This window comes from Kitasatospora herbaricolor (assembly GCF_030813695.1).
In the GTDB taxonomy this organism is placed as follows: domain Bacteria; phylum Actinomycetota; class Actinomycetes; order Streptomycetales; family Streptomycetaceae; genus Kitasatospora; species Kitasatospora herbaricolor.
The window spans coordinates 8,531,188-8,552,355 of the sequence record NZ_JAUSVA010000002.1; the positions used below are offsets into that span (position 1 = coordinate 8,531,188).

Below are 21,168 nucleotides of genomic sequence, written 5' to 3' on the forward strand. Positions count from 1 at the left end.
GATCGCGTCCATGGATCTCGCTGACGCCCTCGCCGGCCTGGACGCCCACCCCTGGGCCCGCGTCTCGCACGCCTACGGCCCCGCGGAGGACCTGCCCGACCTGCTGCGCGCCCTCGCCGAGGGCGGGGAGAGCGCCGAGGAGGCGATCTCCGAGCTGTATTCGTGCATCCTCCACCAGGGCACGGTGTACCCCGCCAGCGTGGACGCCGTCCCGTACCTCGCCCGCATCGCCGTGGCAGCGGGCGCCGGAGCGACCGAAGTCCTGTGCCTGCTCGGCGGGTTGGCCGAGAGCGAGGACGAATGGGAGATCGCGCCGGGCGCCGTCCGGAGCGCCGTCGCCGATCAGATCCCGCTGTTGACAACGCTGCTGGCACACGAAGACGTGGACGTCCGGCTGGTCACCGCCTGGACACTCGGCCACACCCGGGACGCCGATGCCGCCCTGGCCTCCCTGCGGGGGCGGTGGACGGCCGAGGCCGATCCCGGCGTCCGGGCCGAACTGCTCGTCGCGCTCGGCCGGGTGGACCTCCCCGGCGCCACCGTCGAAGCCCCCGCGCTGCTCGGCCCGGCCACGCCCGCGCCGCTGCGACTGGCCGCGCTCCGCATAGCCCTGGACGCCGCGGAGCCGTGGACCCAGGCCCACCACGACGCCGCGCTCGGCCTGCTGCCCGCCCGCCAATTCACCGTCGACCGCTACAGCTTGCACCACCGTGACCCGCTGCCCGCGATCGTCGACACCCTGCTGCACCGCGAGAGCGAGGCCGACCACGAGAGCGCGTTCGCGCTGCTGGACGCCGCCCTGCGCGACGAGGACCCCGAGGTACGGGCCGAGGCGCTCTCCGCGGCCCACCGCGCCTGCCACCTCTCCCGCAGCGCCCCGGAACGGCTCGTCCCGGCCATCGCCCCGCTCGCGGCCGCGCCCCAGGCGTCGGCCCTGCTCGGCGGCCTCGGCCCGGCCGGCGCCGAGGCCGCGCCCGTCCTCGCCGGACTTGCCGCCCGACCCGACGACGAGGCGGCCGACGATGCGCTGGCCGCGCTGGTCCGGGTCGCGCCCCGCCAGGCCGCCCCGCTGCTGGCCGGGGACCTCGACCGACGCCCCCGCGCGCTCGCCGCCGCAGCCGACTTCCAGGCTCCCCGCTTCCCCTACGACCCGGCCCTGCTCGCCGCCGTCCGCGCCCGGCTGGCCACGGCCGGGCTCGACAACAACGAGACGGCCCGACTGGTCCACCTGCTGCGCCGGTGGGGTCCGCAGGCGGCCGCCGCCCTGCCCGAGCTGTACGCCGTGCTGCCCGGATTCCCGTACGCCGCCACCGCCATCACCGCCGTCGCCGCCGCAGGTCCGCAGGCCGAGCGGGAGCGGGCCGGCAGCGTGCTCCGGGGTGCCGGCGGTTCGCTGGCGGTGGCTCGGGCCCACCACGACCTCACCGCCGAGACCGACGTCCTGCTCGACGCCGTCGCCGAGGCGCTCGCCGGCCCGCGCGTGAGCGCGGAGGCCGCCGAAGGCGCCGCCGCCCTGGGCGCGGCGGCCGTCGGACTGCTCCCCGCCCTGCGGGCGGCGGTCGGCGAGGACGGCGGGACGACCGTCCCGCAACTGGACGGCGACATCGCTGTCGCCACGGCCCTGTGGCAGATCGACGGCGATGCCGAGGAAGCCGTCACGATCCTGGCCTCCGTCCTCGACCGCACCGCCGGCAACCAGCTCTGGTACCGGTGGACCGTCGTCCGCGCGCTCCGTGCCGCCGCCCTCCTCGGCGCGGGCGCCCGGCTCCTGATCCCCCGAGTGGAACAGCTGCTCGCCGACCCCGAGAAGGCGCCCGCCGCGGCCCTCGCCCTGCTCGCCGTCGCCGGCCCGGACGCCGTCGACCCCGTCCGACTCGCCGAAGCGGCTCTCCACTCGGCCGAGACGGGAGCGGACGTCCCCGGCGCCTGCGAGGCTCTCCAAGCCCTCGGCGCCACCGCCCTGAGCGTCCACCAGCGGCGGCGCGTCGCCGAACTCGCGGAGAGGGACCGGCGCATCGTCGGCTCGGGTGTCGCGGGCGGCATCATCCGCGAGGACGAGCGACTGCGCGCCGCCCTGGCCGCCATCTGATCCCGGGGTTGCTCCTGGACCTGTGTCGCACGGCGCGTCGGCCGACGTGGGGGCCGCCCGAGGAGGCGGCCCCCACGCGTCGTGCCGGGGAGGCGGTCAGGTCACCGCGCTCACTGGATCGTCCACTGCTGGGTGGCCAACCCGTTGCTCGCCTGCTGGGTCACCGGTGCGTTGTCGGAGGTCGAGGCGGTGGTGAGCAGCAGTCCGCTCCTGACGGACGCGACGGTGAACGCCCCACTCGTCTGCTTGGTGAGGATCCAGCGCTGGTTCGCGCCGCCGGTGCAGGTCCACTGGATGACCTGGGCACCCGCGGCGGTGGAGCCGCCGCTGACGTCGGCGCAGAGCCCCGACAGGCCGTTGACGAGCTGGTAGGAGCCGTCCGACTGGCGGGTGAACTGCCAGTTCTGGTTCGTCCCGCCGTTGGCGGTCCAGGTGATGAGCTGGGTGCCGGCGGCCGTGCTGTGGTTCGGGTCGTCCAGCGCCTTGCCACCCGTCACGACGGTGTGCGTCCCGGTGAGGTCGGTGCCGGCCGGGTTGACGGTCCAGCTGAAGGTGGCCGAGCCGGCGGCCGTGCCGGACGAGGCGGTGACCGTCACGGTCGAGGTGCCGGCCGTGGTCGGCGTGCCGGTGATCAGGCCGGAGGAGGAGATCGACAGCCCGGCGGGCAGGCCGGTCGCGGAGAAGGTCAGAGCCTTGTTCTGCGAGTCGGCGGCAGCGATCTGGACGGAGGCCGCGGTGCCCACGGTGCCGGTCCGGGAGCCGGGGTCGGTGACCAGGACGGTCTCGGCGGCCGTCCCGGTCGCGGTCACGGTGAGGGTCTGGTCGTCCGAGGCACGGGTGCCGCCGACGGAGTTGCCCGTGCTGTTGGTCCAGTAGCGGGCGGGCGTGGTCTCGGTGAGCCGGGTGGTGTCCGAGGATAGGCCGATCACCAGGCCGCTGTAGCGGTTGACCAGGCGGTACGTGCCGTCCTTGGCGCCCGTCGCGGACTTGTCGGCGATGACGAACCACTGCTGCCCGACCGTGGGGCCGCCCGTTCCGGGCGCGTTGACGGTCGGCCTGGCTGCCCAGGCCCGGCCCGAGGTCGCCGAGGAGTCGACACCCAGGAGCCCGCCGGTGGAGGAGTTGCCGATCCGGTACGAGCCGTCGCCGTTGGAGGTGAACGACCAGGCCTCCAGGGCCGATCCGGTGCCGGTGGCCAGTGAGGTCGTCGTGGCGCCGCCGGAGGTCTGGGCGAGGATCCGGCCGGACCCGTTGGCGATCCTGTAGGTCTTGGCCGGGTCGAAGGGCGCCGCGGCGGGCGTGGGGGAGTCGATGGTGATGTTGGCGTACTCGCCCGAGGAGCTCGCGCAGGAGATCGAGCAGTACGCCCGGAAGGTCTTGCCGACGATGGTGGAGCTGGTCCTGTTCGCACCGTCGAGGAACCAGCGGTACCACGAGGCGTCGTGGTAGCTGCCGGTGTCGCCGATCAGGGTCCACTTCTGCGTGGCGAGATCGGCGGTGGCGTAGAACTGCCGCGGGGCGTTGCCGCTCTGGTCGACCTGCTGGGGCTCGCCGATGTACAGCCCGAGATAGGCGTTGTAGGTCACGTCCATCACGAACAGCGGGGAGGTCGCCGGGGCCTTGCCGGCCGCCACCTGCTCGCTGACGGTACCCGTGCTCGCCGGGCTGTACTCGGACGCCGCCGGGGTGTAGCCGGTGTCGCCCGCGCCGGTGACCGGTACCAGGTTGCTCTCCTTGCCACCCGCACCGGGCTGCGACCAGGCGCCGTCGTACCACTTCTGCCAGGTGCCGGGCGCCATCTTGCCGGCGATCGGTGCTCGCGCCACGTGCTCGTGGAACGCCTTCCAGCCGCCGGACTTGTCCACGAGGCGCGAGCCGTAGAAGACGTAGAAGTAGCCCGAGGCGGTGTCCACCAGGAGGCGCTGGTCACCGTCGCCGTAGTAATAGGTCTTGTTGGGGAAGGCCGCGGTGTCGTTGCGCGCGGTGCTGTACGGGGAGGTGATGACCTTGTCCTTGATGGTCCAGGTCCGGCCCTGGTCCTTGGAGAGCGCGTAGTCGATGGCGTCGAAGTGGAGGCCGTCGCCGAACGGCTGCGGGGTGAACTCGTTGTGGACCAGTCCGTACCAGTCGCCGGTGTCCGGGTCGACCCACACGCCGGACAGGTCGCAGTAGTTCTTCTGCGCGTAGCCCGATCCCGCGGGGGCCGCTGTCGAGGTCAGGCCGGTGGGACTGTTGTTGCACCGCCAGGTGGTGTCGTTGTTCTTGTCGTTCGCGTTGGCCGGGTTGACGGCGTTGCTGGTCGCGGTCGAGCGGGTGGCGGTGTCGAGGTTGGTGCCGGTGAAGAAGTCCCAGTAGCGGGGCTCGTTCGTGCCGTACAGCGCCGCGGACTGCTGGAACCAGAACGTCCCGTCCTTGTCGATGTAGGGACTGGCCGGGGTGTCGGTCGGGTGCCCGTAGGAGCCGGTCGTCCCGACGGTCACCGTGTAGGCGGGTGCGGCCGCCGCCGCGGGGGCCGGCGACGCCGCCGTGCCGCCGGCCACCGCCAGAGCGGTGGCGACGAACGCGACGGCGAGCCTTCTCACCTGGGGAACTGGCATCGGTGAACTCCTTCTTCTTGACGGTCCGCCCGAGCAGGGCTCTGCGAGCCGGCGCCACCGGGGCATCCGAACGGGTCGACGCGGCGGGTGCGCGGGTCCTGCCGCGGGCCATGAGATCGGTGCGTGTCCGTCCGGCGGGGTCGCCTGTCGGCACGGGTGCTCGACGGGCCGCGGGCGGGCCCGGCGCGCGATCACTCATGCGAGTCACAGTCATCATGTGAGGCCGGGACGGCTCAGTCCATCGACAAATCCTGGCGAGGACTTGGACTTTCCGCGCGTCCTGCCGCCGGGCCGGACGGGCGGACCGTTCACACGCACAGGACGTCGACGTTCCGCTGTCCGAACTCCTCGGTGATCTCCTTCGGCGCGCCGCTGTCCGTCACCAGGACCGACAGCGATCCGGTCGGGCAGATCTGGGCGAAGGCCCGCCTGCCCAGCTTGGAGGAGTCGGCCACCACGATCACCGTCGCGGCGCGCTCGGCGAGGGCGCGGTCGGCGGTGGCCGCCTCCTGGTCGCGGGTCGCCGCGCCGAAGTGCGGGTGGACGGCGTCGACGCCCAGGACCGCGTAGTCGAGCGAGAGCCCCTGGACGGGGAGCGCCGCGAGGGGGCCGACCAGGTCGTAGGAGTTGGTCCTGGCGATCCCGCCGGTGACCACCAGTTTGATCCGCGGGCGGATCGCGAGTTCGACGGCGATGTTGATGGCGTTGGTGACGACGGTCAGCGCCGGGGCCCCGGTCTCCTCGGCGGGACCGGACCGGACGGACAGTTCGCGGGCCACCACGGAAGTCGTGCTGCCGCCGTTGATCCCGACCGTCGAGCCGGGCGGGATCAGATCGGCCGCGGCCTTGGCGATGCGCTCCTTCCGCCCCGCTCGGCTGGTCGTCCGGTAACTCAGCGGCAGGGCGTGGGTGACGGCACCGAGCGCCGCGCCACCGTGCGTTCGGGTCAGGAGCATCTGCCGGTCCAGCGTGTCCAGGTCCCGGCGGACGGTCGACACGGAACAGTCCACCAGTTCGGCGGCTTCACCGCTGCCCAGACTGCCCCTTTCGCCGAGGGCGTCCAGAAGCCTGGTCCACCGGTCTTGCGCACCCATCGATTTCCTCCTTGCCCGCCCCGACGTTCGTCGTGGGTGGGGCTTCAGGTCCAGGCGGGCCCGTCGGTCGGGCCGGACAGGTCAACTCCTCAGGCCCGAAGCTCGGTTGAGCGTGCGATGCCGGGCGGGCGGGGCCGGGGTCGCGCTCCTGGGCGACCGGGGCGGCGGCCGGCGGCGTCGCCGAGCGGTCGGGTACCTGCGAGCGGTCGTGCTCCACCATCGGCGGATCGTCCGGTCCGGGCACCGACTCGCTCCAGCCGCCGGGCACTTGACGGCGCTGCTGCCGGCGGAACCGGACCGGCGGGACGCCGACGCGTTTGGCGAACATGCGGCTGAAGTACGCGGCGTCGGTGTGGCCCACGCGGACGGCGACGTCGTGGACCGGTAGTTCGGTGTTCGTCAGCAGATCCTTGGCAACGCTGAGCCGGGCCTCGATCAGGTACTCCTTCAGGCTGGTCCCGGTGCTGCGGCGGACCACGTCCCGCAGGACGGGCAGGGCGAGACCGCAGCGCGCGGCGTGATCCTCGACGCTGATGGGGAGCAGGGCGTTGCGGGTGAGGTTCCGCAGCAGGGGATCACCGTCGTCCGTGACGTCCGTCCGGGCGTGCCAGAGGGCGATGAGCACGTCGTGCACGGCGGCGGACGCCTCGACCTGGAACAGCGGACTGCCGCCACGGGCGGCCCGGACGATGCGGCCGACGGCGTCGTTGATCCGGCCGGTGGCGCTGAGCGGAACCGGTGCGTCGTCGGGGGAGAAGAGCCCGAGCTCCGAGTACGCCTCGACGGCTGAACCCGAGAATTCCACGAACGACTCCTCCCAGCCGGTCTCAGGGTTCGGCGCGTAGTGGTGTTCGACGCCGGGGAGCAGCCAGAGCAGTGCCGGGCCGAGCACCTGGTGACGGGGGCCGCCGTTCGCGGAGAACCACCCCCGTCCGGAGGAGACGACGACGGCCACATGACGGTCCAGGGTGCGCGGCCCGACGGCGGGCAGCGGTCCGCGTTGCAGGCCGACCCCGAGGCAGACCAGGCCGAGCTTCCAGTGCACGTCCGCTGCGGTGAAGTAGCGCATCCAGGTCTGGTACCGCACTCCGTTCACACCCTCCGATCCAGCGTCACTCGGTGGTCGTCCGGCCGAGGGCGGGCGAGCCGCGGGCCCTCCCGGGGCGGGGGAGTGGTCCCGTCCGGGCGCGAAGGGGCCCTGCGGGGTCTCCGCAGGGCCCGTTCGTCACGGCCGGTCAGGTCGGCCCGTACGGGCGGACGGTCAGCTGATGGTCCAGCGCTGCTGGGCGGTGCCGGTGTCGGTCTGCTGGGTGACCAGGGCGCCGTCGGAGGTGGAGGCGGTGCTCAGGGAGAGTCCGCTGCTCTTGGAGGTGATCTTGTAGCCGCCGGTGACGGCGGTGACCACCCAGTGCTGGTTGACGCCGCCGGTGCAGGTCCACTGGATGATCTGGGCGCCGGCGGCGGTGGAGCCGCCGCTGACGTCCATGCAGAGGTTGGAGAGGCCGTTGACGATCTGGTAGCTGCCGTCCGCCTGCTGGGTGAAGACCCAGTTCTGGTTGGTGCCGCCGTTGGTGGTCCAGGTGATCAGCTGGGTGCCCTGGTTCAGCGAGTGGTTGGGGTCGTCGAGGGCCTTGCCGCCGGTGACCAGGGTGTGGGTGCCGTTGAGGACCGGGTTGACGGCCCAGGTGAAGGAGGTCGTGCCGGTGGCGGTGCCGGAGGAGGCGGTGACGGTGACCGTCGAGGATCCGGTGGTGGTCGGGGTGCCGGTGATCAGGCCGGCGGAGCTGATCGACAGGCCGGCGGGCAGGCCGGTGGCGGTGAAGGTGAGGGCCTTGCCGACGGAGTCGTTGGCGGTGAGCTGGAGCGAGACGGCCGTGTTGACCTTGCCGGACTGGTTGCCGGGGCCGGTGACCGTGACGAGTTCGGGTGCCGGGCCGGTCTGGGTGAGGGTGAGGGTCTGCTCGTTCGCGGTGCGGGTCCCGCCGACCGTGTTGCCGGTGGTGTTGGTCCAGCTGCGGGTGGGGGTGGTCTCGGCGAGGCGGCCGGAGTCGGCGGACAGGCCGATCACCAGGCCGCTGTAGCGGTTGACCAGCTTGAAGGTACCGGTGGCCGTTCCGGAGGTGGTGGTGCCGGGGATGACCCACCACTGCTGTCCGATGTTGGGACCGCTCGGTCCGGCGGCGGTGACGGTGGGCTGGGCGCCCCAGGCGCGGCCGGCGGTGGCGGTGGAGTCGACGCCGAGCAGCTGGCCGGTGGAGGCGTTGACGATCCGGTAGGAGCCGTCGCCGTTGCCGGCGAAGATCCAGGACTCCAGGGTCGTGCCGGTGGCGGTGGCCACCGAGGTGGTGGCGGTGCTGCCCGAGACCTGGGCCAGGACGCGGCCGGCCCCGCTGCTGATCCGGTAGGACTTTGTCTCGTCCACGGGTGCGGGGGCGGTGGCGGAGGCGCCGAGGTTCACGTCGACGTACTCGCCGGAGGAGCCGTTGGAGCAGCCGAACGAGCAGTAGGACCGGAAGCTCTTGCCGACGATCGTGTTGTTGGTCCTGTTCGCGCTGTCGAGGAACGAGCGGTACCAGGAGGCGGTGTGGTAGCTGCCGGTGTCGCCGAGCAGGAACCACTTCTGGGTGGAGAGGTCGTCGGTGGCGTAGAACTGCTGGGGCGCCGAACCGCTCTGATCGACCGCCTGCGGCTCGCCGATGTACAGCTTCAGGTAGGCGTTGTAGGTGATGTCCATGACGAACAGCGGCGAGGTCGCGGGCATCGTGCCGGCGGCGATCTGCTGGGCCGCGGTGCCGGTGTTCGCCGGGTTGTACTCGCCGGACACCGGGGTGTAGCCGGTGGTGCTGCCGGATCCGACCGGGACCATGTTGCTCTCCTGGCCGCCGACGCCGGGCTGGGTCCAGGCGCCGTTGTACCACTTCTGCCAGGAGCTCGGTGCCATCTTGCCGGAGATCGGGGCGCGGGCCACGTGCTCGTAGAACGCGGCCCAGCCGCCGTTCTTGTCGACGATCCGCGAGCCGTAGTAGACGTAGAAGTACCCGGAGGCGGTGTCCACGTACAGGCGCTGGTCGCCGTCGCCGTACGAGTAGGTCTGGTTCGGGAAGGCGGTGGTGTCGCCCCGGGTGGTGCTGTACGGGGAGGTGATCACGTGGCTCTTGATGTCCCAGGTCCTGCCCTGGTCCTTGGACACCGTGTAGTCGATCGCGTCGTAGTGCAGGCCGTCGCCGAAGGGCTGCGGGCTGAACTCGTTGTGCACCAGGCCGTACCAGTCGCCGGTGTCCGGGTCGACCCACACCCCGGCGAGGTCGCAGTAGTTCTTCTGGGCGTAGTTGGAGCCGCTGGGCGCGTACGTGGCCTGGACGCCGGTGGGGCTGTTGTTGCAGCGCCAGGTGGTGTCGTTGTTCTTGTCGCTGCTGTTCGCGGGGTTCACGTAGTTGCTGATCGCGCTGGAGCGGGTGGCGGTGTCGAAGTCGGTACCGGTGAAGAAGTCCCAGTACCGGACCTCGTTGGCGCCGTAGAGGGCGGCGGACTGCTGGAAGTAGAAGGTGCCGTCCTTGTCGACGTACGGGGAGGCCTGGGTGTCCGTCGGGTGCGTGTACGGGACGGGGGACCCGACGCCGACGGTGTACGTGGCGGTGGGCGGGGTCGCCGATGCGGGGGACGCAACGGTGCCTGACAGCGTCAGGACGGTGGCGGCGAAGACCGCCGCCATCGCTCTGCGGGAGAGAGCGGACAAGGGGAACTCCTTCGGTGGCAACACGCAGTGTGGGGGAGGGGTGCGTGAGCAGCGGCCTCGGCCGTCCGGGAGCGGGGCACGAGTGTCGGACGGGACGGCCGGACGGGACAGCCGGACGAAACGGCTGGAGGGGGCATCGGGTGTGGTGACGCCGAGTGGACCGGTGCGATCGCTCCTGCGCAGGCGTGTCGGTCCGGCCGGTCGTGGCGGAGCTGCTGTCGTCGTGCGCGCCGTGCCGGCAACACTCCGTCGGAACGGTCGGATGGTGACCCGTTCGGTGATCGTGTGCCCTGGCCACGCCGGAAAGACAGGCTACTGCTTGCAGCAAGTTGCGCTTAGCTGACTCTATTCGAGCAACTTGAAGCAAACGGTGGCACTGTCGGCAGGTGAAGTCAAGAGCGTCACCGCCGAGGCTTTCCGCAGAAGCCGCCCTCCCCGGCCTCGCGAGAAGAGCGGGCCGCCGCCGCTCCGAGCCCCGTTCGGGCGCGCGGAAGCGCCGGGTCCGCACGGCCGGCAGGGGAGCCCTTCGCCGCGGGCGGGAGCTCTGTGCGGCCCGGTTGACGGGCCGGCAGCGGCCATGGAGGAACCCGGTTCGGTGGGCCGGTGGCGGGCATGGTCGAGCCCGGTTCGGTGGGTCGCCGGGGTCGTGGTCGAGCCCGGCCGCCCCGCCCGGTGATCCGGGTCGGTCGGGGGAGGGAGGGACAGCGGGAGGCGGGCGGGAGGGACAGCGGGAGGCGGGCGGGAGTGGTGGCCGGGGCAGGGGGTGCCCCGCCGGACCTCAGGCGGACCGGTACTCGTCGTCCGCCGCCACCGGCCTGAGCGGAACGACGGAGGGGTCCTGGAAGATGCCTTCGAGGGCGAGGTGGGCGCCGCCCCGGGCGGCGTTGGAGAGGCCGAGCGTCGAGGCGGTCACGACCACCCGCCCGGGGGTGGGCGCGATCCTGCGGTCGTCGAGGACCCGCTGCGCCGCGTCCACCAGGTAGCGGCCGAACACGGCGAAGTAGCCGCCGAGGACGATTCTTGGCGGGTTGAGTACGTCCACCAGGATGCCGAGTCCCAGGGCCAGGTCGTCGGCGAGGGCGGCCAGGGCGGCGAGCGTGCGGGGCTCGCCCGCGTCGGCGCGGCCCAGCAGGTCGTCGAGCCGGTCGGCGAGGTCGACGGACAGGTCGTGGACCCGGTCGGAGGGGTCCGCGGCGGCGTTGAGGAAGGCCTGTAGTCCGACGGCGACCTCCCAGCAGCCGGTCCGTCCGCAGGCGCAGGGCCGGTCGAGGCGGTCGAGCCTCATGTGGCCGATCTCCGAGCCGCGGATCAGTTTGCCGCCCGAGATGCTGGCCCCGCCGACGCCGATCCCGCCGGTGACGTAGACGAGTTCGCGGACGTCGGCGCCGGGGGCGGCCAGGTACTCGGCGAGGGCGCCGGACTCGGCGTCGTTCTCGACCAGGACGGGCGGTGCGTGCCGCCCGAGCCGTGCGCGCAGCTCGTGGACCGCCCGTACGTCGCGCCAGCCGAAGTTGGTGGCCACCGCGACCGTGCCGGAGGCGGCGTCCACCGACCCCTGGGTGACGAGCGTGATCCCGATGGCGTGCATGCCGAGGTCGGCCACCGCGCTGAGGCAGTCGGCGACCTGGTCGGCGACCTCGCGCAGGGCGGCCTGCGGGGTGAGTGCGGGCACGTCCAGGGCGCGGCGGTCCTCGTGGACGACGGTGCCGCGCAGGTCCAGGGCGAGGACGGTGATGTGGTCGGGGCCGATCTCGGCGCCGACGCCGCAGATCCAGCGGCCGTCGAGGTCGACCATCCGGTGCGGGCGGCCGACCGCGCCGGCCCGGTCCAGCTCGCCCTCGCGGACCAGTCCGCGCTGGATGAGGTCCCCGACCAGGACCGACACCGTCGCCTTGGGCAGGCCGGTCGCGGCCGCGAGATGGGTGCGGGACTGCGCACCGCTCTCCCGCAGGTGACGCAGCATCACGCTCAAGTTGGTGCGGCGCAGCGAGGCTTTGTCGGCGGGCTCAGGGTAGCCCGCCATGATGCCGCTCGCCGCGGAGGGGGCCGCTGTGCCCGCGTGGGCGTGGCCGGCTGCGCCCATGCCCGGGCCCGTACCTGTGGTGCCGCGCTGGTCCTGCCGCACGTGGTCTCCTCGTTCCGGGGCCTGTCCGCAGGCCGGTGCTGATCTTACCCATGTTAGTTGATGCATGGTCTGAAATAACCACCCGCGCGGTTCGGCTCGGGCCGCCGGGGATCGGGTCCGGGAAGCGTACCGGCCGCTGGCTGCGGGTGCGAAGCATCTGGAAGATTCCGTTCCCGACCAGGAGATTGCACGCTGCTGTCCGGGGCGGGAGGTGGCCGGACCCGGTCGCATCACGTTCCGGCTGGGCTCTTGACAGCGCGATTCTTAATTAACACACTGGCGGAACTAACAACCCGCAGTGTTCGGCGGGTCCCCCACCACCGCGCCGGGCCGAGCCCCTCGCGCGGTAGGCAGAGATGAGGACCTCCCCATGAAGTCGCGCCCGTTCAGAGCGGCCACCCTCGTTATGGCGATCACGTCGCTTGCCGCCGTTGCCGCTTGCGGCTCCGGGGGAGCGAGTGATCAGGCGTCCGGTCCGGTGAAGATCGAGTTCTGGGGTTGGGCCCCGGGCTACGAGAAGTCGGTGGAGTTGTTCAACGCCTCCCACCCGGGCGTCCAGGTCACGTACAGCAAGATCTCGCCCGGCTCGAAGGGCGGCTACACCAAGATGCTGAGCGCGGTGAAGGCGGGCAACGCCCCCTGTGTGGGTTCGGTGGGGTTCGAGACGCTGCCGACGTTCGCGGCGGCGGGGGCGTTGCAGGACGCGACGGCGGCGGCGGCGCCGTTCGCGAAGGAGTACGGGGCTTCGGCGTTCGCGCAGTCCGGGGTGGCGGGGCACACCTACGGCCTGCCGGTGGACATCGCCCCGATGGGCCTGATCTACCGCAAGGACCTGTTCGCCAAGTACGGCATCAACGAGGCGCCGAGGACGTGGGAGGAGTACGCGGCCGACGCCCAGGTCATCCACGCCGCCGACCCGAACGCCTACATCGGCTACTTCGGCAACGACGCCTACAACTTCGCGGGCCTGGCCCAGCAGGCGGGCGCCAAGTGGTTCGCCACCGGCGGCGAGAAGTGGACCGTCGACGTGAACGACGCCGCCACGAAGAAGGTCGCCGCGTTCTGGCAGGGCCTGATCGACAAGAAGCTCGTCAAGGTCGTCCCGAGCTTCGACACCGCCCTCTACAAGGGCATGGGCGAGGGCACGATCCTCTCCGACGTCAACGCGGTGTGGGACACCCCGATCCTCGCCGACAGCGTCAAGCAGACCTCCGGCAACTGGGCGGTGGCGCCGATGCCGGTCTGGGACGCGGCCAAGCCCGCCTCCGGAAACGCCGGCGGCACCCCCAACGCCGTGCTGAAGGGCTGCGCCCACGTGAAGGAGGCGGTGGAGTTCGCGCACTGGTTCGGCACCGACCCCGCCAGCGTCACCAACCTGATCAAGGAGACCGGCATCTACCCCGCCGCCCTCACCGGCCTGGACAACCCGGCGCTCACCGAGCCCAACCCCTTCTACGGCGGCCAGAAGATCTTCGACGTGTTCAAGGCGAGCGCCGCCCAGGTCGATGCCGGCTTCCAGTGGGGCCCGGTGATGACCAAGACCTCCGGCGCCCTCGGCGACGGCCTCGGCAAGGCCGGCGCCGGCACCACCACCCTGGACGCCGCCCTGGCCGACACCCAGGCCCAGACGCTGGCGGAGATGAAGACCCAGGGCATGGAAATCGGCTGACCATGCACCCCGCACCCACCACCCCCACCACCGCGGCCCCGGTGCGCTCCCACGAGGAGCGCACCGGGCCCGCCCCGAAACCGTCCGGCCCGACGCCAGCCCCCGCCCCACGGGGGCGCGCCGTCGACTGGCGTCGCTGGACACCGCTGGGCTTCCTGCTCCCCTTCGGGACCCTGTTCCTGATCACCTTCGTCGCGCCGATCTGCTACGCCCTGCATCAGAGCCTGTTCAAGTTGCACCGCTCGGGTCTGGGGCTCACCCCGCCGTCGACGGTGTTCACCGGGTTGTCGAACTACGCGGACGCGCTGGCGGACGGGGCGTTCACGTCCTCGGTGGTGCGGGTGCTGCTGATCGGTGCCGTCCAGGTGCCGCTGATGCTGGGCCTGGCGCTGCTGCTGGCGTTGCTGCTGGATGCGCGCCGCACGCCCGGCAAACGGTTCTTCCGGTTGGCGTTCTTCCTGCCGTACGCGATCCCGGGTGTGATCGGCGGGCTGATGTGGTCCTTCCTCTACCAGCCGGACGTCAGCCCGATCGCCGACGCGCTGGCCGGCATCGGCCTGCACGTCGACTTCACCTCGGACAGCTGGCTGCCCTGGTCGGTCGGCAACATCCTCACCTGGGGCTGGACCGGCTACAACATGATCGTCATCCACTCCGCCCTCAAGGCCATCCCGGGCGAGCTGACGGAGGCCGCGGCCCTGGACGGCTGCACCGGCTGGCGCCTGGCCTGGCACGTGAAGATCCCGCTGGTGCGGCCCGCCCTGTTGATGACCACGGTGTTCTCCATCATCGGCACCGCGCAGCTCTACAACGAGCCGGTCGTCATGAAGGCCGTCGCCCCGAACCTCTCCAGCAGTTGGACGCCGATCATGGCGGCCCAGAACGAGGTCGCGGCGAACAACTACCACGCGGCGGCGACCCGCTCGGTCCTCCTCGCGCTGGTGATCTTCGTCCTCTCGTTCGGATTCATGCGGTTCGTCAACAAGCGCGGAGCGGCACTGTGAACAAGGCTTCGAGGATCCCGGTGAAGCAGTCGTCCGCCGGCCCGGCGCGGGCCGGCGCCACCCGTGCGGCGGGGCGCATCGGAGTGCTCGCCGTCCTGGTGCTCGCCGCGCTCTACTCCCTGCTGCCGGTGTGGTGGCTGGTCGTCTCCGCGACCAAGGGCAGCAGTGACCTGTTCTCCAGCAACGGGTTCTGGTTCGCCGGCCGGATCGAGATCGTGCGGAACGTCTCCACCCTGCTCGGCGTCCAGGACGGCATCTACGGACGCTGGCTGCTGAACAGCCTCCTCTACGCGGTCGGCGGCGCCCTCGCCGCGACGCTGTTGTCCGCGATGGCGGGCTACGTGCTGGCGAAGTACACCTTCCGGGGCCGTGAGGCGGTGTTCAACACCGTGCTCGGCGCGATCCTCATCCCCGCGCCGCTGTTCGCGCTGCCGCTCTACCTGATGTTCTCCGCCACCCACATCGTGAACACCTTCTGGGCGGTGTTCATCCCCAGCATCGTCAGCCCCTTCGGCGTCTACCTCTCCCGCATCTACGCCGCAGCCGCCGTCCCCGACGAACTGCTGGAGGCCGGACGCATCGACGGCGCCGGCGAGTTCAGGATCTTCCGCTCCATCGCCCTGCGGGTCCTGCAGCCCTCACTCGTCACGATCTTCCTGTTCCAGTTCGTGACCATCTGGACCAACTACCTGCTGCCCTCCCTGATGCTCGCCAACGACCGGCTGCAACCGGTCACGGTCGGCCTGGTCGCCTGGAAGGAACAACGCGGCCAGACCGTCCCCTACAACCTCATCATCACCGGCGCCCTGCTCTCCGTGATCCCCATCGTGGTGATGTTCCTCCTGCTGCAGCGCTACTGGAAGGCCGGACTCACCTCCGGCAGCGTCAAGTAGCCCACCAACCCGCCCACCAACCCGCCCCCCGGACCCACCCGGCAGGCCAGGAGACCCACCGGGTGGGCCCGCCCAGACCCACCGGGTGGGCCCGCCCAGACCCACCGGGTGGGCCCGCCCGCGCACCGACCGCTGGGCCCGTCCGCCCGTCCGCCCGTCCGCCCGTCCGCCCGTCCGCCGGGTCTCCTGGCCTGCCGCGCCCCGGCCCGGTGCCGGTGCGGGTCGGCGGTTGTCGGGACTCGTGGCCCACCAACAATTTCTTCGAAGAGGCATGGCAACTGATGAGTGAGCTGCGGCTGACCACCCTGACCCTGCCGACCGCCGCGGTCGGCCCGGTCAACCCCCTCCCCCCGCTGTTCGGCGCCACCGACCTGCACCAGGTCGAGGACACCTCGCAGGCCGACGAGGAGATGCGCCACAACATCGGCTACGGCCGCGTCCCCTCCGTCATGCCCTACCTCATCCAGGACGGCTACACCCGCGAACGCGCACCCGCCGAGCACCCGGTGGCGGTGCTGGAGAACGCCACGCTGCGGGCCACCTTCCTGCTCGGCGCCGGCGGCCGCCTCTGGTCCCTGATCCACAAACCCACCGGACGCGAACTCCTCTTCCGCAACCCCGTCTTCCAACCCGCCAACCTCGCCCTGCGCGGCGCCTGGCTGGCCGGCGGCGTCGAATGGAACATCGCCACCATCGGCCACACCCCCACCACCTGCGAACCCCTGCACACCGCCCGCCTCACCCGCCCCGACGGCACCCCCGTCCTACGGATGTGGGAGTACGAACGCATCCGCGGCGTCGTCTACCAGATCGACGCCCACCTGCCCGACGACTCCCAGGTCCTGCTCGTCCACATCCGCATCACCAACCCCCGCGACACCACCGTCCCCATGTACTGGTGGTCCAACATCGCCGTCCCCGAAGCCCCCGACGTGCGCGTGCTGGCACCCGCCGACGCCGCCTGGCAGTTCTCCTACGACCGCCGCATCCACCACATCGACCTGCCCGCCCCCCACGGCACCGACCTCACCCGCACCACCCGCTCCCGCGACGCCGCCGACTACTTCTTCGACATCCCCGACCACCGACGCCACTGGATCACCGCCCTCGACGCGAGCGGCCGCGGCCTGGTCCAAACCTCCACCCGCCGCCTGCGCGGCCGCAAACTCTTCCTCTGGGGACAGGGCGAAGGCGGCCGCCACTGGCAGGAATGGCTCTCCGAACCCGGCCACGCCTACCTCGAGATCCAGGCCGGCCTCGCCCGCACCCAACTCGAACACCTCCCCATGCCCGCCGGCGCCCAATGGTCCTGGACCGAGGCCTACGGCCTCCTGGAAGCCGACCCCGACGCCGTCCACAGCACCGACTGGACCACCGCCCGGGAAGCCGCGCAGCACAGCCTGGACCAGCTCCTCCCACAGAGCGCACTGGACGCCGAACTCCAAGCCGCCACCCACTGGATCGACCAACAACCCGACGAGATCCTCCACACCGGCTCCGGCTGGGGCGCCCTCGAACACCACCGCCGCACCAAAACCGGCGAAGCCCCCCTCAGCACCCCCGGCGCACCCTTCCCCGACACCACCCTCGGCCCCGAACAGGCCCCCTGGCTCGAACTCCTCCACCACGGACGCATCACCGCCGACCCCGGCCGGGCACCCGCCTCCCACCAGAGCGACCCCGCCTGGGGGGACCCGCTCCGCGCCGCCGACGGCTGGCTCGCCCAACTCCACCTCGGCACCCTCCACGCCCACACCGGCGACCACCAAGCCGCCCGCAAAGCCTGGCAACACTCCCTCGAACTGCACCCCACCCCCTGGGCCTGGCGCAACCTCGCCACCCTCGCCGCCCACACCGGCGACCCCGACGAGGCCGCCCACGCCTACCGCCAAGCACTCCAACTCGCCCCCACCCTGCTCCCCCTCGTCCTGGAGAGCGCCGGCCTCCTGCTCCGGGCCGGCCACCCCCAGGAGGTACTGGAGCACCTCGACACACTCGACACCACCCAACGCGCAACCGGCCGGGTCCGCTGGACCGAGGCCCGCGCCGCCCTCGACACCGGCGACACCGACCGCTGCGGACGCCTCCTCCACGAAGGCATCGAGGTCGCCGACATCCGCGAAGGCGAGAGCTCCCTCCACGAACTCTGGTTCGCCCACCAACGCGCGACCAGCGACAGCACACCCGGCCTCCCACTCCCGCGCGCCTACGACTTCCGGATGCTCACCGCGGACGAGGCCGGCTGAACAAGCCGGGGCACTCCCCGAGGTGAGGCCACCACCGGCACCGCATGCCGGTGGCCCGTCATCGACCCTGCCGTCCACCTCTGCTGTCCGACCGTTTCACGACGGCAAGTCAGTTCCGCGCGTCCCCCGCCTCGGCGGCTGCGCTCCACCATGTGCCCGTGCCTGCGGTGGAGCGCAGCCGCCGAGGCGCGTCGGGTTCCGGGATGCTCCGGGGCATCCGGCGTCGCATGGTCGGCGAGGCGCCACCCCCCGTCCCGGTCGCCCTGGGGCTGGGCGGGGGTTCCTGCCCGGGCCGAGTGGCGCCTGACGGGTGGGGTGGGGGCCGTGTCCGTCCGCGGCAGAGGTCAGTTGGCGGCGATGTCGATGCCTTTGCCCCGCATGGCCTCGACGGTCCGGTCACGTACGGTCTCCAGGGCGGTTCGGAGGGGTGTGTGGTTGGCCACCGCCTTGGTCAGCTCGGTGCTCAGGGCGGCGGAGGTCTCGTTCATCACCGGCCCCCAGGACCAGTCGGTGCTGCTCCGGGCGTTCCGGAAGACGTCGAAGATCACCTGGTCGCCGAAGTACGGGTCCGGCCGGTTGAGCGCGGGGAGGGTGTCGGCGGTGATCGCCGCGGGGTAGATGCCGGCCTTGTCCACCAGGATCTCCAGCGACTTGCGGTCGCGGCCGAACCAGTTGGCGAACTCCAGCGCTGCCTCGCTCTCACGGCAGCCCTTGACGAGCGCAGTGGCGGATCCGCCGTCGAACCCGGTGGAGGCGTCGCCCGCGCTCCAGCGGGGCATGGGTGCCACCCCCCACAGGCCTGCGGCCCCGGCCGCCTTCTGGGTGAGCAGACCCGAGAACCAGGCGGGTGCCGGTACGGCCGCGACCGTTCCGTTCTGCAGGTCGGTGAACAGGTCGTCGCTGTAGGCCTTTTCGGCCTTCACCAGGTCCTTGTCGAGGAGGGACTGCCAGTACGCGGTGACCTTTGTGGCGTTCGGGTTGGTGGTGTTCACCTTCCAGGTGTGCCCCTTGACGTCGAACCAACTGCCGCCCGCCTGTGCGGTGAGGGCGGTGAACCACCAGGGGTCGTCGGCCGTGAAGGCGGTCAGGTGGCGCTCCGGGGCGGCCTGCCGCAGGCGCGCGGCGTCCGCTGCGAAGTCCTGCCAGGTGGCCTCCGGCTTCAGGCCGTACTGGGCGTACACGTCCCGGCGGTAGTAGAGGGCCATCGGGCCGAGATCGACGGGGAACCCGTAGACCTCCCCGGCGACGCTGGTCTGCTGCCAGGCGGACTCGCTGTACTGGACCCGCTCGCCGACGACGCCCTGACTGATCGGCAGAAGGGCTCCTTCGGCGACGAAGCTCGGAAGGGACTCGTAGCCCATCTGGATGAGGCACGGCGCGGTGCCGTCCTTGACGGCCGTCTGCATTGCGGCGTAACCGCCCTGACTGCCTGGCGAGATCTTCCGGAACTCGACGTGGACGCGGGGATGGGTGCTGTTGAACTGCGCTGTTGCTTCCTGGTACCCGGGAGCCCAGCCCCAGAACGTCAGGGTCGTCGGCTTTGTCCCGGCTGCTCCTGCGGGTCCGCACGACGCCATGCCGGTGAGGGTGGCGAGCGCTGCGAGAGCCGCGAGCGCGCGGCGGGCGGAGGGTCTGCACATGGATGGTCCTTAGCGAGGAGGGGATCGCGTGCGGGACGGGCGGTCGGCGCCGCGTGCGGGGCGCCGCGCGGGCTCAGGGCCGGGCCTGCACGGCGGGTTCTGCGGCATCGAGGAGCCGGCCGACTCGGGCAGGGCGACACCACGGGGCGCCCCGGCGTGGAGTTCCCACGGGGCGGCTGCGGCGGCGTCGGGGTGTGGCCGCTGCGGCTTGGCGGAGGCTGGTTCGGATGCGCCGAGAAGGGCAGCTCTGCAATAACATGCAGTATCCAGCCATGTATCAAGCAATTGTCAACAGAAAAGCTCAAGATGTTGCACCGGCGGCCTCATTGTGACGCGCGGACGCAGGCTCGGAGGGGGCCCGGCCCAGGGCGAGCGCGGAGGCCGGACGTGGTGATCGGGGCCGGCCGCCACGGTCGCACGGGAGGCGTGCGGTTCGGCGCGTGAACGACGGGCGCGGGGTGCGGGAAGCGGGCGGCACTCTGGGGGAGCATGCCGACATGGACATCGAATCGCTCGTACTCACCCGCCGCGCCTTGCACGCGGTCGCGGAGCTGGTCCTGGCCGGCCCGCAGTTCCGGACCAGTGGCACGATCAGGCTGCGTGCCTCCCTCGGCGGCTTCGCCACCAGGGCCGAGCCGAACGTGCAGGTCGTCGGCGCGGATCTGGTGGCGCCGGGGCAGCGGCTCTTCATGGAGCGGACCACCTGTGCCGAGCTGGCGGCTGCGATCGGGGTCGCGGCCGGCGCGCCCGCGGGGCTCTACCGGGACGGGTCCGGTGTCGGTCCCGAGGACGTGATCGAAGTCGATCCGCAGCAGGCGCACTGGATCGCGCACTGTTTCGCGGCCGGCGATGCCGCACTGCGCCGGATGTTCCCCGGCGCGGATCCGGTCATCTGGCCCGAGCACTTCGACATCGGCGTGACCGAGGCCGCGGTCAACTACGGCGTCTCCCCGGGCGACGACCACCAGGCGGAGCCGTACGCGTACGTAGGCCCGCACGCCCGGCAGCAGGGGGAGTTCTGGAACGCGCCGTTCGGCGCGGTGGCCACGATCCGCGAGCTCGGCGGGGTGGACGGTGTGCTGACCTTCTTCGAGCAGGGCCGCCGGCTGATCGACTGACCGGCGGCGGCTCCGCGCGGCGCCGGCGGACAATGGGGGACACGGTGGCGCCGGACGAGTCGATCCAGGGTCCGACCCCGGAGGGGGCGACGCGACCGCCGCCTTGCCGCCGCCGGCGCGCCGTGGACGAGGTCCACCGCGCGCCGGGGCGGGCGGGTCAGGATCGGCGGGCCAAGGTGGCGTGCATCTCCCACACCAGGATCTCCGCCGGCTCGACGGCGGTGACCTTCTGCCCGCCGGTCGCGGTGAAGCGTACGGCGTCACCGGTGCCCAGCGGGCCGGACCCCTCCAGTACGGCCTTGCCCCGGGGGACGAAGAGGTGCAGGAAGGGGGCGTCGGGCAGCTCGACGCTCTGGCCGGGCTGCAGGCGGGCGACGAGCAGCGCCGCGTGGCGGTTCCTGATGCGGATGGCGGAGTCGCCGGCGTACCTGTCCATGCCCGAGGCCACCGGCACCAGGCCGCCGGACAGCAGCTCGTCGTCGATCTCGCGCTGCTCGTAGCCCGGCGTGACGCCGCGCTCGTCGGGGACGACCCACATCTGGACGAAGTGGACGGGGTCGGTGTGGGCATCGGTGCCGCCGAGGCGCCAGGAGTCGTTCTTCTCCGAGTGCAGGATGCCGGCGCCGGCGCTCATCCGCTGGGCGAGTCCGGGGTAGATCACGCCGGAGTGGCCGGTGGAGTCCTGGTGGACCAGGGAGCCCTGCATCACCCAGGTGACGATCTCCATGTCGCGGTGCGGGTGGGTCTCGAAGCCGCTGCCCGGTTGGACGATGTCGTCGTTGTTGACGAGCAGCAGCCCGTGGTGGGTGTTGGCGGGATCGAAGTGTCCGCCGAAGGAGAAGGAGTGCTTGGAGTCCAGCCAGTCGATCTTCGTGGCGAGGCGGTCGCCGGCGCGGCGGACGTCGGTCTGCGGACGGTTCGCGGTGGTGTTCAACACGTGGTCCTTTCGGCGGTCCG

At 71.8% G+C, this 21,168-nt stretch carries 13 protein-coding genes; 6 read left to right on the plus strand and 7 right to left on the minus strand.

All coding sequences use genetic code 11. From position 1 onward, the window contains the following. Positions 1–10: 10 nt before the first annotated feature. On the plus strand, positions 11–2,089 hold the full coding sequence (locus J2S46_RS36870) for a hypothetical protein (RefSeq protein ID WP_191294651.1): 2,079 nt from the start codon (positions 11–13) through the stop codon (positions 2,087–2,089). A 110-nt stretch (positions 2,090–2,199) separates the two neighbouring features. On the opposite strand, the gene J2S46_RS36875 is transcribed toward J2S46_RS36870, so the two are convergent. The 5 genes from J2S46_RS36875 to J2S46_RS36895 form a co-directional block, all read right to left on the minus strand. Continuing rightward, entirely contained in the window at positions 2,200–4,686 is a 2,487-nt protein-coding gene (locus J2S46_RS36875; protein ID WP_191294652.1) for an RICIN domain-containing protein, read from the minus strand. Between the two features lie 308 nt (positions 4,687–4,994). Next, positions 4,995–5,780: a DeoR/GlpR family DNA-binding transcription regulator gene (locus J2S46_RS36880; protein ID WP_191294653.1), complete on the minus strand. Its 786-nt coding sequence runs from the start codon at positions 5,778–5,780 to the stop codon at positions 4,995–4,997. Further along, positions 5,710–6,876 carry a helix-turn-helix domain-containing protein gene (locus J2S46_RS36885; protein WP_307352493.1) on the minus strand — a complete coding sequence of 389 codons (1,167 nt, stop codon included), beginning with the start codon at positions 6,874–6,876 and terminating at the stop codon, positions 5,710–5,712. The genes J2S46_RS36880 and J2S46_RS36885 overlap by 71 nt, the downstream gene beginning before the upstream one ends. 165 nt (positions 6,877–7,041) lie before the next feature. Continuing rightward, complete coding sequence (locus tag J2S46_RS36890; RefSeq protein ID WP_370882286.1) at positions 7,042–9,516, minus strand: RICIN domain-containing protein; 2,475 nt, start codon at positions 9,514–9,516, stop codon at positions 7,042–7,044. Between the two features lie 778 nt (positions 9,517–10,294). Further along, positions 10,295–11,641 (minus strand): ROK family transcriptional regulator, encoded by a 1,347-nt coding sequence (locus tag J2S46_RS36895; protein ID WP_307352496.1) that lies wholly within the window; start codon positions 11,639–11,641, stop codon positions 10,295–10,297. 478 nt (positions 11,642–12,119) lie between these two features. Here J2S46_RS36895 and J2S46_RS36900 point away from each other — a divergent pair, with 478 nt between their 5' ends. The 4 genes from J2S46_RS36900 to J2S46_RS36915 all read left to right on the plus strand — a co-directional run bounded on the left by J2S46_RS36900 (position 12,120) and on the right by J2S46_RS36915 (position 17,453). Then, a complete protein-coding gene (locus J2S46_RS36900; protein ID WP_307352498.1) occupies positions 12,120–13,310 on the plus strand; it encodes an ABC transporter substrate-binding protein in 1,191 nt (396 codons plus the stop codon). Between the two features lie 2 nt (positions 13,311–13,312). Then, positions 13,313–14,314 carry a carbohydrate ABC transporter permease gene (locus tag J2S46_RS36905; RefSeq protein ID WP_307352501.1) on the plus strand — a complete coding sequence of 334 codons (1,002 nt, stop codon included), beginning with the start codon at positions 13,313–13,315 and terminating at the stop codon, positions 14,312–14,314. A 20-nt stretch (positions 14,315–14,334) separates the two neighbouring features. Beyond that, on the plus strand, positions 14,335–15,207 hold the full coding sequence (locus J2S46_RS36910; protein ID WP_307352504.1) for a carbohydrate ABC transporter permease: 873 nt from the start codon (positions 14,335–14,337) through the stop codon (positions 15,205–15,207). A gap of 281 nt (positions 15,208–15,488) precedes the next feature. Continuing rightward, positions 15,489–17,453: a DUF5107 domain-containing protein gene (locus J2S46_RS36915; RefSeq protein WP_307352507.1), complete on the plus strand. Its 1,965-nt coding sequence runs from the start codon at positions 15,489–15,491 to the stop codon at positions 17,451–17,453. Between the two features lie 344 nt (positions 17,454–17,797). On the opposite strand, the gene J2S46_RS36920 is transcribed toward J2S46_RS36915, so the two are convergent. Continuing rightward, positions 17,798–19,093 (minus strand): ABC transporter substrate-binding protein, encoded by a 1,296-nt coding sequence (locus tag J2S46_RS36920; RefSeq protein ID WP_191294824.1) that lies wholly within the window; start codon positions 19,091–19,093, stop codon positions 17,798–17,800. 497 nt (positions 19,094–19,590) lie between these two features. Here J2S46_RS36920 and J2S46_RS36925 point away from each other — a divergent pair, with 497 nt between their 5' ends. After that, entirely contained in the window at positions 19,591–20,211 is a 621-nt protein-coding gene (locus J2S46_RS36925; protein ID WP_191294825.1) for a hypothetical protein, read from the plus strand. Between the two features lie 157 nt (positions 20,212–20,368). On the opposite strand, the gene J2S46_RS36930 is transcribed toward J2S46_RS36925, so the two are convergent. Next, positions 20,369–21,145 (minus strand): pirin family protein, encoded by a 777-nt coding sequence (locus J2S46_RS36930; protein WP_229913454.1) that lies wholly within the window; start codon positions 21,143–21,145, stop codon positions 20,369–20,371. Positions 21,146–21,168: the final 23 nt, after the last annotated feature.